The organism is Priestia sp. SIMBA_032 (assembly GCF_046535215.1).
In the GTDB taxonomy this organism is placed as follows: Bacteria; Bacillota; Bacilli; order Bacillales; family Bacillaceae_H; genus Priestia; species Priestia aryabhattai.
Genome location: NZ_JAWRXD010000017.1, coordinates 56,707 through 70,673, shown reverse-complemented (window position 1 = coordinate 70,673; position 13,967 = coordinate 56,707). Strand labels below are relative to the sequence as shown.

General features: G+C 35.3%; 14 protein-coding genes and 2 pseudogenes. 9 read left to right on the top strand and 7 right to left on the bottom strand.

The window, feature by feature from the left end:
• Nucleotides 1-178: 178 nt before the first annotated feature.
• Complete coding sequence (locus SB717_RS27345) at nucleotides 179-685, top strand: hypothetical protein (protein ID WP_410905680.1); 507 nt, start codon at nucleotides 179-181, stop codon at nucleotides 683-685.
• Nucleotides 686-1,105: 420 nt separating this feature from the next.
• On the opposite strand, the gene SB717_RS27340 is transcribed toward SB717_RS27345, so the two are convergent.
• Both SB717_RS27340 and SB717_RS27335 read right to left on the bottom strand, forming a co-directional pair.
• Nucleotides 1,106-2,119 carry a zinc-dependent alcohol dehydrogenase family protein gene (locus tag SB717_RS27340; protein ID WP_410905678.1) on the bottom strand — a complete coding sequence of 338 codons (1,014 nt, stop codon included), beginning with the start codon at nucleotides 2,117-2,119 and terminating at the stop codon, nucleotides 1,106-1,108.
• Between the two features lie 186 nt (nucleotides 2,120-2,305).
• Complete coding sequence (locus tag SB717_RS27335; protein WP_048686829.1) at nucleotides 2,306-2,608, bottom strand: ArsR/SmtB family transcription factor; 303 nt, start codon at nucleotides 2,606-2,608, stop codon at nucleotides 2,306-2,308.
• A 585-nt stretch (nucleotides 2,609-3,193) separates the two neighbouring features.
• On the opposite strand from SB717_RS27335, the pseudogene SB717_RS27330 reads away from it, so the two are divergent.
• Nucleotides 3,194-4,309 (top strand): annotated as a pseudogene (locus SB717_RS27330) (aminopeptidase).
• Between the two features lie 355 nt (nucleotides 4,310-4,664).
• Nucleotides 4,665-4,946, top strand: a complete 282-nt coding sequence (locus SB717_RS27325) for a hypothetical protein (RefSeq protein ID WP_216885549.1) — start codon at nucleotides 4,665-4,667, stop codon at nucleotides 4,944-4,946.
• An 87-nt stretch (nucleotides 4,947-5,033) separates the two neighbouring features.
• Here SB717_RS27325 and SB717_RS27320 read toward each other — a convergent pair whose 3' ends face one another.
• Nucleotides 5,034-5,993 (bottom strand): excalibur calcium-binding domain-containing protein, encoded by a 960-nt coding sequence (locus SB717_RS27320; protein WP_410905675.1) that lies wholly within the window; start codon nucleotides 5,991-5,993, stop codon nucleotides 5,034-5,036.
• Between the two features lie 102 nt (nucleotides 5,994-6,095).
• Nucleotides 6,096-6,758 carry a hypothetical protein gene (locus SB717_RS27315; protein WP_260511459.1) on the bottom strand — a complete coding sequence of 221 codons (663 nt, stop codon included), beginning with the start codon at nucleotides 6,756-6,758 and terminating at the stop codon, nucleotides 6,096-6,098.
• Nucleotides 6,759-7,017: 259 nt separating this feature from the next.
• Here SB717_RS27315 and SB717_RS27310 point away from each other — a divergent pair, with 259 nt between their 5' ends.
• The 3 genes from SB717_RS27310 to SB717_RS27305 all read left to right on the top strand — a co-directional run bounded on the left by SB717_RS27310 (nucleotide 7,018) and on the right by SB717_RS27305 (nucleotide 7,818).
• The gene (locus tag SB717_RS27310; RefSeq protein ID WP_260511464.1) at nucleotides 7,018-7,101 is read left to right on the top strand and encodes an IDEAL domain-containing protein; all 84 of its coding nucleotides are present in this window, start codon (nucleotides 7,018-7,020) and stop codon (nucleotides 7,099-7,101) included.
• Nucleotides 7,102-7,390: 289 nt separating this feature from the next.
• The gene (locus tag SB717_RS40280) at nucleotides 7,391-7,540 is read left to right on the top strand and encodes a DUF8096 family protein (protein WP_486360771.1); all 150 of its coding nucleotides are present in this window, start codon (nucleotides 7,391-7,393) and stop codon (nucleotides 7,538-7,540) included.
• A gap of 68 nt (nucleotides 7,541-7,608) precedes the next feature.
• Nucleotides 7,609-7,818, top strand: coding sequence for a hypothetical protein (locus SB717_RS27305; RefSeq protein ID WP_221790409.1), 210 nt, complete (start codon nucleotides 7,609-7,611; stop codon nucleotides 7,816-7,818).
• A gap of 88 nt (nucleotides 7,819-7,906) precedes the next feature.
• Here the strand turns inward: SB717_RS27305 and pdxS are convergent, their stop codons facing one another.
• Entirely contained in the window at nucleotides 7,907-8,794 is an 888-nt protein-coding gene (pdxS, locus tag SB717_RS27300) for a pyridoxal 5'-phosphate synthase lyase subunit PdxS (protein WP_410905673.1), read from the bottom strand.
• A gap of 129 nt (nucleotides 8,795-8,923) precedes the next feature.
• Here pdxS and pdxR point away from each other — a divergent pair, with 129 nt between their 5' ends.
• From pdxR to SB717_RS27285, 3 genes and pseudogenes are all read left to right on the top strand, one after another.
• The gene (pdxR, locus tag SB717_RS27295) at nucleotides 8,924-10,336 is read left to right on the top strand and encodes a MocR-like pyridoxine biosynthesis transcription factor PdxR (RefSeq protein WP_410905671.1); all 1,413 of its coding nucleotides are present in this window, start codon (nucleotides 8,924-8,926) and stop codon (nucleotides 10,334-10,336) included.
• A gap of 29 nt (nucleotides 10,337-10,365) precedes the next feature.
• Nucleotides 10,366-10,771: pseudogene (locus SB717_RS27290) on the top strand (aminopeptidase); the annotation flags it as partial.
• Between the two features lie 315 nt (nucleotides 10,772-11,086).
• Complete coding sequence (locus SB717_RS27285) at nucleotides 11,087-11,488, top strand: VOC family protein (protein WP_410905669.1); 402 nt, start codon at nucleotides 11,087-11,089, stop codon at nucleotides 11,486-11,488.
• Between the two features lie 139 nt (nucleotides 11,489-11,627).
• Here SB717_RS27285 and SB717_RS27280 read toward each other — a convergent pair whose 3' ends face one another.
• Both SB717_RS27280 and lpdA read right to left on the bottom strand, forming a co-directional pair.
• Entirely contained in the window at nucleotides 11,628-12,527 is a 900-nt protein-coding gene (locus SB717_RS27280; protein WP_410905667.1) for an NAD(P)-dependent oxidoreductase, read from the bottom strand.
• Between the two features lie 21 nt (nucleotides 12,528-12,548).
• Nucleotides 12,549-13,961, bottom strand: a complete 1,413-nt coding sequence (gene lpdA, locus SB717_RS27275) for a dihydrolipoyl dehydrogenase (RefSeq protein WP_410905665.1) — start codon at nucleotides 13,959-13,961, stop codon at nucleotides 12,549-12,551.
• Nucleotides 13,962-13,967 lie beyond the last annotated feature (6 nt).

Sequence of the window (13,967 nt, the reverse complement as noted above, 5' to 3'; positions counted from 1 at the left end):
TTTGTTGATTCCCTGGGGAATTTGTTTGTTTTTATCGATGAAGTATTTGAATTAAAAAACAAAATGAAGTTAAGTGAGCTAATTGATGTTCGCTTTATGTAGTACTAAAATTGAACGTAGCGAGCTAAGAGCATATTTCTACATAGTAGTAAAAAACTTATAATTGAGGGGTGAATAAATGAGTCGTTTTGAGTTCTGTGAACAGAACTATACAATCTCTAACTTCAAACAAAATTGGTATCAAAAGCTTGTTCTATCTAAACCATTGGATGAAAATGCAACAGAAAAATGGAATAGTTGTGAACACGAAGCTGAAGTTCCTTTTACAAGGCAATGGTTTTGTAGTGCGGATATAGGAGAATGGGAAGAAGTTGAAATAACTGTAGAGGGAAATAGTGAAAAGCCATATGAGGAGTTTGTTGAAATGGCTGATTGTATATTGAAACAATTACATATATATCTTAAACGGGCATTAGAGTATTTAAAGCAATTCATCCCTGCACAAAAATCCGGTGCCTATTATCTGTCCACTATAACCTTCGGGCGGCTTTTAAATTTTGATAGCAATATTCTTGCAGGATTTACTTTAGCTTTTGTTTACGGGGATTATCCCAATGCATTTCAGTATAAAGTAAAATTCAACAAGAACGGATGGCCTATTGGTTTTGAAGGTGGACCTCTATAAAAAGATAGAAGTAATGTTATCCGGTGAATGGCAGCCTTTAAAGATGTATGCTTCATTTTAAGAAATTATAGAAGATGTTAGATAATCCATGCTCACTATTTATGGTAATCTAAGAAGAGTCAATTAGAAAAGAGTGATCAACATGGAAGAGAAAGAGCAGCAAGAGATAGATCTTGATAAAGTGTATGACTACGCTGAATATCCAGATAAGGTATTATCAAGACTAAATTTAAAATAATATAGATAAAATAAGGGGTCATACATATTAGACATATATAATATGTATGACCCCTTTATTCAACAAAAGCCCCCGTTAATTTAAGTACATTCCTTCACATTCTAATATTCCGGCTTTTTTTATAAACAATAAAAGCCTTGGAAAATCAAGGACTTTTGTATTTTAGTTGTTGAAAATTTTCTTTACTCAGAAACTTTTATTACAATTTTACCAAATGCCCCTTTATACAGGTGTTTATACGCATCAAGGGCTTCATCAAATGAGTACACCGTATCAATGACAGGTCTAATATCAAGCTCATCAAAAGCTCTAATCATATCCTCAAAAGCTCTACGATGTCCTACGTTAATCCCCTGGATATGAGCTTGTTTTGCTAATAATGAGAATACATTCACTTCTGCCATCATACTTTCCAAGAAACCAATAATATAAATATGACCTTGAAGAGCAAGAGCTTCAATTGAACGGTTAATACTTTGACCACCAACTACTTCTAGAATATGGTTTACACCTTTACCTTCAGTAATTTTTAATACTTCTTTTTCCCAATCTGGAGTCTCTGCATAGTTTATAACCTCTTTTGCACCCAGTGCTTTTACTCTTTCTAATTTTTCGTTGCTGCTGCTTGTTGCAATAACTTTTGCTCCTAGTGCTGAAGCAATTTGAACAGCGTATACTGAAACTCCTCCAGTTCCTTGTACAAGCACCGTATCTCCTGCTTTTATTTTTCCATATTCAACCAACGAAAACCAAACAGTAAATGCAGCAATAGGAAGTGTTGAAGCTTCCTCATCAGTCAAGGTAACTGGTGTCATTACAGTTGCGTCCTCATTAAGCAGCATGTATTCTGCTAACCCGCCATTTTTTGGTCCTCCTAAAGCATGAGCACCATCATCTTTATTTGGAGTTCCATCCTTCCATTTAGTAAACATATGAGAAGTTACACGGTCGCCTTTTTTAAACTTTGTTACCTCTGAACCTACCTTTACTACTTCCCCAGATGCATCCGATACAGGTACGAATGGTTGTGTCATTAGATGGGGCAAATAAACCCCATCAACAATTGCTTTATCACGAAAGTTAAGTGAAACAGCCTTTACACGAACAAGAAGTTGTTTCGGTCCAGGTTCTGGTGTAGGTAAATCCACCAATTTTAAATTTTCTAATCCAACGCCTTGTCTTTGCCATGCTTTCATGAGCTCAAATCCTCTCTTCACATATAATTTTATTTGTTAACAAGGAAATTAACCTAAATCACACTTTTCAAATTCACATATTAAGAATTGTCGATATGTTTTGATAAAAAATATATAAACATATTGTGAATTGTCGATATATTAGATGGTAAAAACAACTAAATTCTTATCCGAATTTAGTTGTTTTTACAGGTCTGTTTGAATGTATAAACCAAGATTTTTTATGGCTTCCTCATCCCTTTTATAGTAAGTCCATTTACCAATTCTTGTTGCCTTTATTAAACCAGCTCTTTGTAACGTTGATAGGTATTGGGAAGCAGTAGATTGTGTCATGTTTAACTTTTCTGTTATTTGACTAACACACACACCAACTTCTATCAAATCAATTCCATCTTGTGGTCCAAAATGAGCAGTAGGGTCTTTAAGCCATTCTAAAATCTGTAATCGAGCCTCATTTGAAAGTGATTTAAAAATATTTACCTTGTCCATACACACATTATAAATCGATAAAGTTCGATTTGTCAATGAAGCTCAATGATAACAAACAAAAAATAATTGTACTACATTACGAAAAAGCTCTACGTTAATTGTAGAGCTTTTTTCTATAGTAAAATCTCAGTTAGTAGGACACCCTTTTGTTTTTCTCCCATCTCATGAAAAACAAAGGCCAATAGTCCAACCCTCTAACATCCCAAAAAAGAGGAGGTATTCCATCATTACTTAAAGATCACCTACTGCGGTATCGGTTTTTTTTATTTCTAGGAGTAAACATGCAATCTTACTGCGGTAGCTACTTAGTATCAAAAGAATAACTACTTCGTTTGGTAATCAGTATCTACTTCGTTAGTGTTACTGCATTAATACAGGCTTTATGTACTTAATAAAGCCACTCGGAGAGTTTCTTTTTTGGTTATTATACCACGCCTTACTTTTATGATTTTAAGCTTCCTCCACTTTTTACTACTCATATGTCACAACTCATAAGATTCTCAAGAAAAAAGGAAAAAATCACATTTTATAGAAAATAAATTGGTATAATGCTCTTATTTTAAAATGGAAGTGGAGAGATCATTCATGACTGTAAATCCTAATTCGGAATTAGCAAAGAAATTAGTTCATTATTCTACAGATGTTCAAAAAGGCGAAAATGTCTTAATTGAAGCATTTGATATTGATATTGAGTTGGTTAACGAATTAATAAAAGAAGTATATAATGCTGGCGGTAATCCATTTGTAAACCTTCGTAACCAACAAGTAACCCGTAAAATGTTATTAAACGCTACTGAGGAACAAATCCGCACCTGGGCTGATTATGATAAAAATCAAATGAAGCAAATGCAAGCATACATTGGCATTCGTGGCAGTGACAATATTTATGAACTAAATGATGTTCCAAGCGACAAAATGAAATTATATAATACTATTTATGTGAAGGAAGTACACTTAGATGTGCGTGTCAACGAGACGAAATGGGTTATTTTACGTTATCCAAACGGCTCATTTGCTCAACTATCAGGGATGAGTACAGAAGCGTTTAAAAAGTTCTATTATGACGTTTGTACAATGGATTATAAGAATATGGATAAAGCAATGGATTCTTTAGAAGCCCTTATGAACAAAACAGACAAAGTACGCTTAGTCGGTAAAGACACAGATTTGAGCTTTTCTATTAAAGATATTCCAGCAATTAAATGTTCAGGCCTTCGTAACATTCCCGATGGTGAAGTCTATACAGCTCCAGTTAAATCAAGTGTTAACGGTATTATCTCTTACAACGTTCCTACACCATATGAAGGCTTTGTATTTGAGAACGTAAAACTTACATTTAAAGGCGGTAAAATTGTAGAAGCTACCGCAAATAACACTGAAAAACTAAATGACATCTTAGATACAGATGAAGGTGCACGCTATATTGGTGAATTTGCTATTGGTGTTAACCCATATATCTTAGAACCAATGAAAGACATTCTATTTGATGAAAAAATTGATGGAAGCTTCCACTTCACTCCAGGTTAAGCTTACAAAGAAGCTTATAACGGAAATGATTCAAACGTTCACTGGGATATGGTTATGATTCAACGTCCAGAATACGGTGGTGGAGAAATTTACTTTGACGATGTACTAATTAGAAAAGATGGTAGATTTGTTCTTCCAGAGTTAGAGTGCTTAAATCCTGAAAACCTAAAATAAAGAGCAAAAAAGTGAGGGGTTTTCACCCTTTATTTATATGTTTTTAGAAGTGGGAGCATACAATTTGTCATGCTCCCACTGTTCCTCAATACGTTCTATTTTAGTCCTTGAAACTTTTTTATATCTCTTGTCCATTTTATGAAAAATATAAGCGACTAGGCCAATCCCCAACATATAAAATAAGAGCACATATTCCATGACCATCTAAAGATCACCTACTGTGGTATCATTTCTTTTTATTACCGTTAGTTATATGGAAGTTCGCTATTGATTTTTGACTGTTTAAGGTGAATATTGATTTTTCACACCCGCCAAAACGTAAAAAAATGGTAAAATTACATCTGGGGGTGTAATTGTGAAACTATTCAGTACATTATCAACAGGCATGTTAGTTTTAGGAGTATTCTTTTTCGGTTTAAATTGGAATATGGATTCTTATTCTGACCTCATTGTCCTCTTAGGATTTATCTCTCTTTTAATTGGAATCGTATTAAGCTTTATAGCTATCGCTAAACAGGAAAGAGGAGTTTTGAAGTTCTTCTCACTGTTTTCCTTTTTTATAGTGTTATTTTTAATAACTTGGTTTGAACCGTTTCAAGTCATTCGAACGATAGCTTGGTTAAAAAACCTTACTTAATTAAATTTCAAGATAACACAAAAAGCCCCTAGAAAATTCTAGAGGCTTACTTCTCATTGTTTTTTATAATTTATTAATAATGAGTTATTACTGATCACAGCCAATTCCGTCACCATCACGGTCAAACTTTGCTTGGAATCCTGGCTCACCTTGTCTAATTGGTGCTCTTCCTGCTGCGCGAACTTCTGTACAGTTTGCAAATGTAGCTGTTTGAGTTTGTTGCTGTTGTTGAGCTTCAGCTTCTGCCTGAGCTTTTTCCTCAGCTTCCCTACGTGCTTGTTCTGCTTCAGCTTGTTGTTTTGCTTGTAATGCTTCTTGTTCTTTTTGTTTCTGTTCAGCTACACGTTTTTCTTCAGCAGTACGAGTTGCTTCTTCCTGCTTACGTTTCTCTTCTGCTGCTTTAGCTTGAGCTTCTTCTTTAGCTTTTTGCTCTTCTTGTTTCTTTTGTTCATCAGCTTTCTTTTGAGCCTCTTCTTTCTTAGCTGTCTCTGTTGCTTTTTCTTTATCTACAGAAGCAACTACTTTCTTTTCTAAGTTAGGGCTCATCTCCACTTTCTTAACTACATTGTCTTTATCATCAAATGTTGCTTGAATCCATTCTCCCGATTTATCTACATCAGCATACATGTAAACATGGTCTTTCATCTTAGTAGTAAGATAACCTTTCATGACGCTTGTTTTAATAAATTTGGCTTTAGTCATATCAACATCTGCACTTCTTGTATCCCCTACCATTTTATAAATGATTCCTGCTGCTTCTACAAACTTAAGGGTAGGCTTTGCAGTTGCACTAGCTGTAGTGGCCGTTTTCTTCTCAATTCTTGCTTCTCTTTCAGCTTGCATTTTAGCCTCTTTAGCTTGTTGCGCTTCCTCTTCTTTTTGCATTTGTTGTCCACCAATAACTGCAAAAACTAAAAAAAGAATTAAACTACCAACAGAGATTAAGAAATATTTTTTAGCTTTCTTCTTTCGTATAGCTCTAACAATTCCCCAAATTAAAAACACTATAAACCCTAATAAACCAATAACACCTAAAAAATCTACCATTTCTTTTCTCTCCCTCGACATCATTTTATATTGCAACCCTAGAGGAAGAAACCTCTAGACGCACGGTGCCTAATGCCTTTTTATACTCACTCTGTTGAGTTATTATTGAATCTTCACGAACTTATTAAACATCTCTTGTCGTTTAGTCTCGTTATAAATATATTCATCTGAAAACTTAGTTCTCCATGCCTCACTATCTTCACCTAGACTCTCAATCTTAAAACCTAAGTAGCTGTTTAATTCTTCTCGTGTAATTTCTGTAGAGTATATTTTGCCTTCAAACGGTAAAGTTAGTGATACTGATTCTAAACCTTCAAACTGTTTCAGCAATCTCGCCGGCTCTCCTACCATGATCTTTTGAATTGCGTCTCCACCTTCAAAATACATCTTGTAATCATCTTCTGTTACAGAGCTATTTGGATTTTCTGCTTTGTATGTTGCGAATGAATCAGCATATTTAACAATAGCTTTGTTTGCGTCTTGTAACTCAGTAGTAGTAATGAACGTACCACCTGTCAAGCTTCCAGCGTACATATTGAATTGACTTTCATCTACAGTAGGAGCCTCTTTTTCTTCTTTAGGTTCCTCAGTTTTTGCTGTTGTTTCTTTTGATTCTGTATTAGTTGTATCTTCTTTAGGCTTAGTTTCTTTTTGTGGCTTTGTTTCCTCTTTCTTTACTTCTTCACTAGTTGAAGTATCCTCTGTCGTACTTGAGCAAGCAACCAGCATTCCACACATAGCCATAGCAAATAACATTTTTTTCATTTTCTTTTCTCCCCCTATATATATTGAAACTAATTAGCATCTTTTGAGTTTTTCCCGAAGGATATAACTATTATTCACTGCATTCCTATAATTATATTAAAAGAGTCATATTTCCCATTATAGCAAATGATTTCTATTGATAATTTAGTTATTTACTTTTTATTGAAATTAAATGAATCTATAAACTCATTAAGCTTGATGAACTTGATGAAATCACTTTATATCATGGTGAGAAATAGTACAGTTTTTGGATCAAATTATGAAGGACTTTACAAAAAGGAAAATCATTGAGGAAATTGACCTTCCTTTAAGGAATAAAGACGTAGAAGCTTTTTATGTTTAACCGAGGAAATTAAATCTGTGTCTTAATAAAAACCATATAATATAGAAGAAACTTATCAAAAAGAAGCCTTGCTATATAAAGATTAAGGCTTCCTTTCTCCTCAAGTAATTGAGAAATAGATTTCATACAATTTGTTGATTCCCTGAGGAATTTGTTTGTTTTTATCGATGAAGTGTTTGAATTAAAGAACAAAATGAGGTTAAGTGAACTAATTGATGTTCGTTTTACATAAAATAATTTCACCTTCACTTTTTGTGGTAAATTAATAAAAGCCAAATAGAAAAGAGTGATTAACCTAGAAGAAATAAAAGAGCAAGAAATTGATCTTGATAAAGTGTATGACTATGCTGAATTCCTGGATAAGGTTAGTGGCCGATTCGATAATTGCAATTCATCTTACTTTAAAAGTTCCGTAAAAGGTGGCGTTTTCTTACGTTAATGTCGAGAGTGTGGCATGAAGAAAAGCATTTAGGCGGTATTTAGACTATAAGAGAAAGCAGGACTTGAATGGCAGTTGTTATTATTTGTTGTATGATTTTAGTAGGACTTATCTTTATCTATGGAGGATGGAAGCGTCCATACGATGAAATCAGTTCGGCTCCTGATATATGGATATTAGAAATCCTTTTTGTGATCATCGAAAAATCATTAAGGATAGAGAAGGAAAAAATACCATTGCTTAGAATAAGCAATGGTATTTTCAATAACAAAAATTAGCTTTTCAGAAATAACCTTTATATTTCAAGGAAAAAACTGAGTCAGTAAAAAGAATAGCTTCCCGTAAGAGACATTATTTATTTATAAATTACCAGCCTCGTTCTTGCATGCGATTCTCTAGTGAAATCGAAGAAATTTCAATGCCTTTCATCGCATTCCCTAAGCCCTTTGAGAGCTTTGCAATTAACTCGTAATCTTCATAATGAGTCGTTGCTTCTACGATTGAACGAGCAAATTTTTCTGGATTATCCGATTTAAAGATACCTGATCCAACGAACACACCATCTGCTCCTAATTGCATCATTAACGCTGCGTCTGCTGGTGTTGCTACGCCGCCTGCTGCAAAGTTGACAACTGGTAAACGACCTTCACGTTTAATTTGCAGTAATAACTCATAAGGAGCGCCTAATAGTTTTGCTTCTGTCATGAGCTCATTTTCGTCCATACCCACAACTTTACGTACCTGCGCATTTACTTTACGCATATGGCGTACTGCTTCTACAATGTTTCCTGTTCCGGGTTCACCTTTTGTACGAAGCATGGCAGCACCTTCACCAATTCGTCTTGCTGCTTCTCCTAAATCACGGCATCCACAAACAAATGGCACCGTGAATGTGCTTTTGTTAAGGTGAAATTCCTCATCCGCAGGTGTAAGTACTTCACTTTCATCAATATAGTCTACACCCATTGCTTCTAGTACACGTGCTTCTACAATGTGCCCAATTCTCGCTTTTGCCATAACCGGAATAGATACAGCATTCATTACTTCCTCTACAATTGTCGGATCTGCCATACGAGACACGCCACCTGCTGCTCGAATATCAGCTGGAACGCGTTCTAGTGCCATAACAGCAACAGCACCTGCTGCTTCTGCAATTTTTGCTTGCTCTGCATTGATAACGTCCATGATAACGCCACCTTTTTGCATTTCTGCCATTCCTCGTTTTACACGATCAGTACCTAATGATTTCTTCATTTCATACACTCCATTTCACTAACTCTTGTATTTTACGAATATATGAAATAGTATAAAAAGTAATTGACTTTATTGGAAGTACCAGTTTTTCAAAAAACAATAGGTCCAGTTACAGGGAGGTTGTTAGAAGTGGAAATGTTATCATGTCAATTAAATAGACTAAATGGTATACCACTATACGAACAATTATATTCGCATATAAAAAAAGAAATCATAGAAGGACGCCTTTCTTACGGAACAAAATTACCATCCAAACGGAAGCTATCTAGTTTTCTAAAAATAGGTCGGAATACTGTTGAGACAGCTTATGAGCAACTGGCTGCAGAAGGATATGTAGAGGCATCTCCACGTAAAGGATACTTTGTTATGGCCTATGACGACTTAGAATATATACAAGTAAACCATCATTTGCGGGAGAATATTGAAATAACTAAGAAAGACATGAAATACAATTTTCATCCAAGCTCGATTGATACTGAAAATTTCCCTTTTTCCATTTGGCGTAAGCATGCCAAAGACACAATTAATAAGGATAATCACTCCTTATTATTACTTGGAGACTCACAAGGAGAAATAGAATTACGGGAGGAAATTGCTCATTATTTGTATCACGCTCGAGGAGTACAATGTTCACCTAATCAAATTATCGTTGGGGCTGGGATTGAAAACTTATTACACCAACTCTTGCTCCTCTTTAACAAAGAAACGATTTATGGTGTGGAGGATCCAGGTTACCATTTAATTTTAAAGATGCTCAAGAGTTTTCAAAATGAAGTTTATCCTCTTGGAGTGGATGAAGAAGGTGTAAAAGTAGAAGATGTTCATCGGAAAAATATTAATGCCGTTTACTTAGCCCCTTCCCACCACTTTCCGTATGGTACTGTGTTATCAATAAATCGACGGACTAAGCTATTAAAATGGGCTGCAGAAGATAAGAACCGTTATATAATAGAAGATGATTATGATAGTGAATTTCGCTATAGTGGAAAGTCCATTCCTGCCTTGCAGAGCATGGATCTCGGCGGGAAAATAATTTATTTGGGCACTTTTTCAAAATCTCTAATGCCATCTATTAGGATTAGTTATATGGTGCTACCAAGGCCTCTTCTACAACAATATAAAGAAAAACTATCTTTCTATAACTCCTCTTCTGTCTCAAGAATTGACCAACATATTTTAGCTCAATTTTTAAAAAAAGGTGATTTTGAGAGACATTTAAACAGAATGCGAAAGATTTACCGTCGTAAGCTTGAAAGAGTATTAGAATTATTAAAACCGTATCAAGATAAACTCTCTATTATTGGTGGGCATTCTGGCCTTCATATCGTTCTTATGGTTAATAATGGGATGGATGAAAAAGAATTGGTTCGAAGAGCAGGTGATGAAGCTATAAAGGTATATCCATTATCCACTTACTCATTTGAAAAAGAACAAGAAAACCCTCCTAATATTGTTTTTGGTTTTGCTGGAATTCCTGAAGGTGAGTTAGAAGATGCTGTCCAATTATTGTTAAAATGCTGGGGGTTTAATATTAGTTCATAAAACAAATATAAGTTATTCGTATTTAGTTTAACGGTATTATCTCTTACAACGTTCCTACACCACATGAAGGCTTTGTATTTGAGAACGTAAAAATTACATTTAAAGGCGGTAAAATTGTAGAAGCTACCGCAAATAACACTGAAAAGCTAAATGAAATCTTAAATACAGATGAAGGTGCACGCTATATTGGTGAATTTGCTATTGGTGTTAACCCATATATCTTAGAACCAATGAAAGACATTCTATTTGATGAAAAAATTGATAAAAGCTTCCACTTCACTCCAGGTCAAGCTTACAAAGAAGTTTATAACGGAAATCATTCAACGCCCAGAATATGGTGGTGGAGAAATTTACTTTGACGATGTACTAATTAGAAAAGACGGTAGATTTGTTCTTCTAAAGTTAGAGTGCCTAAATCCTGAGAACCTAAAATAGGCGGCAAAAAAGTGAGGTTTTTTTCCCTTCTCTTTTTGATTTTCCTTTGTTTACTTCTTTTTAGAATCTGAAATATACGATTTGTCATGCACACACTGGTCTTCATTTCGTTCTAATTTAGATGTTGGGGAATTTTTTGATTAGACAAGCAAGTTTACTGAATTAGCTACATGTATTTAAGAAATAATCACTGCATTTAGTAATTGGTATCTATTTCGTTAGTGTTACCGCGTTGATAGGATGTTTTAACAAAAAGGACTCATATATTCTCTGTCGAACTAATTACTAAATATATTTTCTATGTATGGAGGTCCTATGATTAAGAGAATAGAGCATGTAGGTATAATGGTGTCTGACATGGACGAATCAATTAGTTTTTATGAACATCTTTTGGGTTTTAAATTGCGTATTAGAATAATGAACAATCAAAAGGAAATCGCTTTTCTATCTCATGATGGATTGCCAGGTTTTGAAATTGAACTACTTCATGATTTATCCCCAACTACTTCGTACTCTGAGTATGGGCTAGTAAATCATTTAGCATTTATAGTCAGTAATATGGATAAAACAATTCTCGACTACAAACAAAAAGGAATAGTTTTTGAAACTGACGAACCAAAACGTGGGATTAATGGTCGTAAAACCATTCGTTTTCGAGGACCGAATAAAGAGGTGCTACAACTGGTAGAAGAAAGGATTCAGGATGAATTCGTTTAAGAAAAGAATACATAGAATCCACTTGTTTTTGTTTTATACAGTAACGAAAAAAGGGCGGGAATAACCGCCCTTTTTAACTCTTATTTTAGTTAAACATCTAAATTAATTTATAAAAATATTGGCTGCAATGTTTTTTACTTTACTGAACCTTAACTGCATTCTTTTTAATTTCTACACCCATGCTCCCTTCATATACTTTAGCAATGGCGCAATGATCCTCATTGACCTTCCCTAACTTTTCCATCTTGTTCATATAATCTAAGATCATTTTGGACATAGGAATTTCAACACCTAATTCTACTGCCAGTTGGACTGCATTTTTAAGGTCTTTTTGATGTACAGCTATTCTTGCACTTGCCTCAAAATTTCTGTTGATAATTTTCGGTATCTTATCATTCATTATCTTACTTCCCGCGTAGCCATCCTTTATCGCATAAAAAAGCGTTTCTGGGTCAATTCCTGCTTTTACTGCAAAGGCAAAACCTTCGCTCATTGCGCCAATATAGCAACCAGCAATCATATTATTCGCAAGTTTAGCAATACTTCCACACCCTGATGCTCCCATATATGTAACTGAACTTCCCATGCAAAGAAGTAATGGTTGAATCTCATCAAATATTTCCTGATCACCACCGCACATTAAGACGAGTGTTCCTTCTATTGCCCCGATTTCCCCTCCACTAACAGGCGAATCAAGTAGTCTTATTTCATTCTTCTTGGATTGTATATACATTTCCTCTATTGTATTTGGAGCTGTTGAACTTAAATCTACAATAATAATTCCTTTTCTTCCTGTATCGATGATCTCCTGAATACTTATTTTTACAAGACCGTTGGTAGGTAAGCATAGGAATATGATGTCACAGTTATAATAGATATCTTCTATTTTATTCACAGATATTCCACCGTTATTTTTAAATAGCTCCCTTTTTTCCTCAAAAATATCGAAGCCCATAACTGGGAAAGCAGCTTTTTTGACCAAATTAATGGCCATAGGGAGTCCCATTACTCCCAATCCTATAAAGCCAATTTTTTTCATTTTCCGATGCCCTCCACTGTCTTAAGATAAAACTGCTTTTTTATTTGGAATATGAATAGCTCTTTGTTCCTCAGCCAACGCTGCCTCCCTAATTGCTTCCCCCACTGTAGGATGAGCATGGATAGTCGCAATTACTTCATCAACTGTCGCTTCAAGGCCTATTGCAAGTGCACATTCAGCTATCAAGTCTGTTGCTCTCGGTCCAATTATATGTGCCCCTAATATCTCCTTGAACTCTTTGCCTACAATCAATTTAATCATTCCAGTTCCGCCGTCCATTATGAGGGACTTCCCATTAGCAAACAGTGGGAACTTTCCAACGAAATAGTCTATATTCTGCTCCTTTGCCATTTCCTCTGTTAAGCCAACGGAAGCAAACTCGGGATTCGTGTAGACACAAGATGGATTTGTTTTAATATCAAAACTACTCTTATGGCCTAATGCATTTTCTGCTGCAACTTCGCCATGAGCAGATGCAACATGAGCTAACATACTTTTACCTGTGCAGTCACCGATTGCATATATTCCTTTTACATTTGTCTCCATTTGTTCATTGACAGTAATTCTTCCTCTGTCATTCAAAACTCCTGCCTTCTCTAATGCGAGAGCCTCTGTATTTGTTTTTCTTCCGACCGAAATCAAAGCCTTCTCGCAGCTAAACACCTTCTTTGTACCATCGCTCAATTCAACTGTTACCTTGGCTTCTGTCTCTTCATCCTTGATAGAGGTAACTTTAGATTCTGTATAAACATTGACATTCTTTTGAGCTAGTTTCGAACGAAGAATCTTTGTAAGCTCTCCGTCCATCATTGGTAATATTTCTTTTTGCATTTCGATAATCGTTACTCGACAGCCAAGCGTGCCATATAAGGTTGCAAACTCAACCCCTATTACACCTCCACCGATAATAACCATTCTTTTTGGAATTTCCTGAAGTTCAAGAGCTCCTGTGCTATCGATACATTGCTTGGCATCAATTCCAGGTACCTGGGGCATTACTGGAACAGAACCTGTAGCAATAATAAAGCGATCCGCCCTTAATTCTTCAACTTTTCCATCTTTCGTCCTTACGTGGATTGTATTCTTACCACTAAATGATGCTAATCCTGAAATAACTTTTACTTTATTTGCCGCGAGTAAACTTTTTACTCCATCTACTAATTGCTTGGTAATTGCGTTTTTCCTAGACTGTGCTTTAGGAAAGTCTAGTTTTACATTTGTGACAACTCCACACTCTGAGCCATTTTTGGCTTCTTCATAAACCTCTGCAGTGTGAAGTAAAGCTTTTGTAGGTATACACCCAATATTTAAGCAGGTACCACCTATATGTTCTTTTTCCACTAGGACAACTTCGCCTCCTAGCTGGGCCGCTCTAATGGCAGCAACATATCCTCCAGGTCCTCCACCAATAACAACAACTTTTGTTTTATCCATAATAAA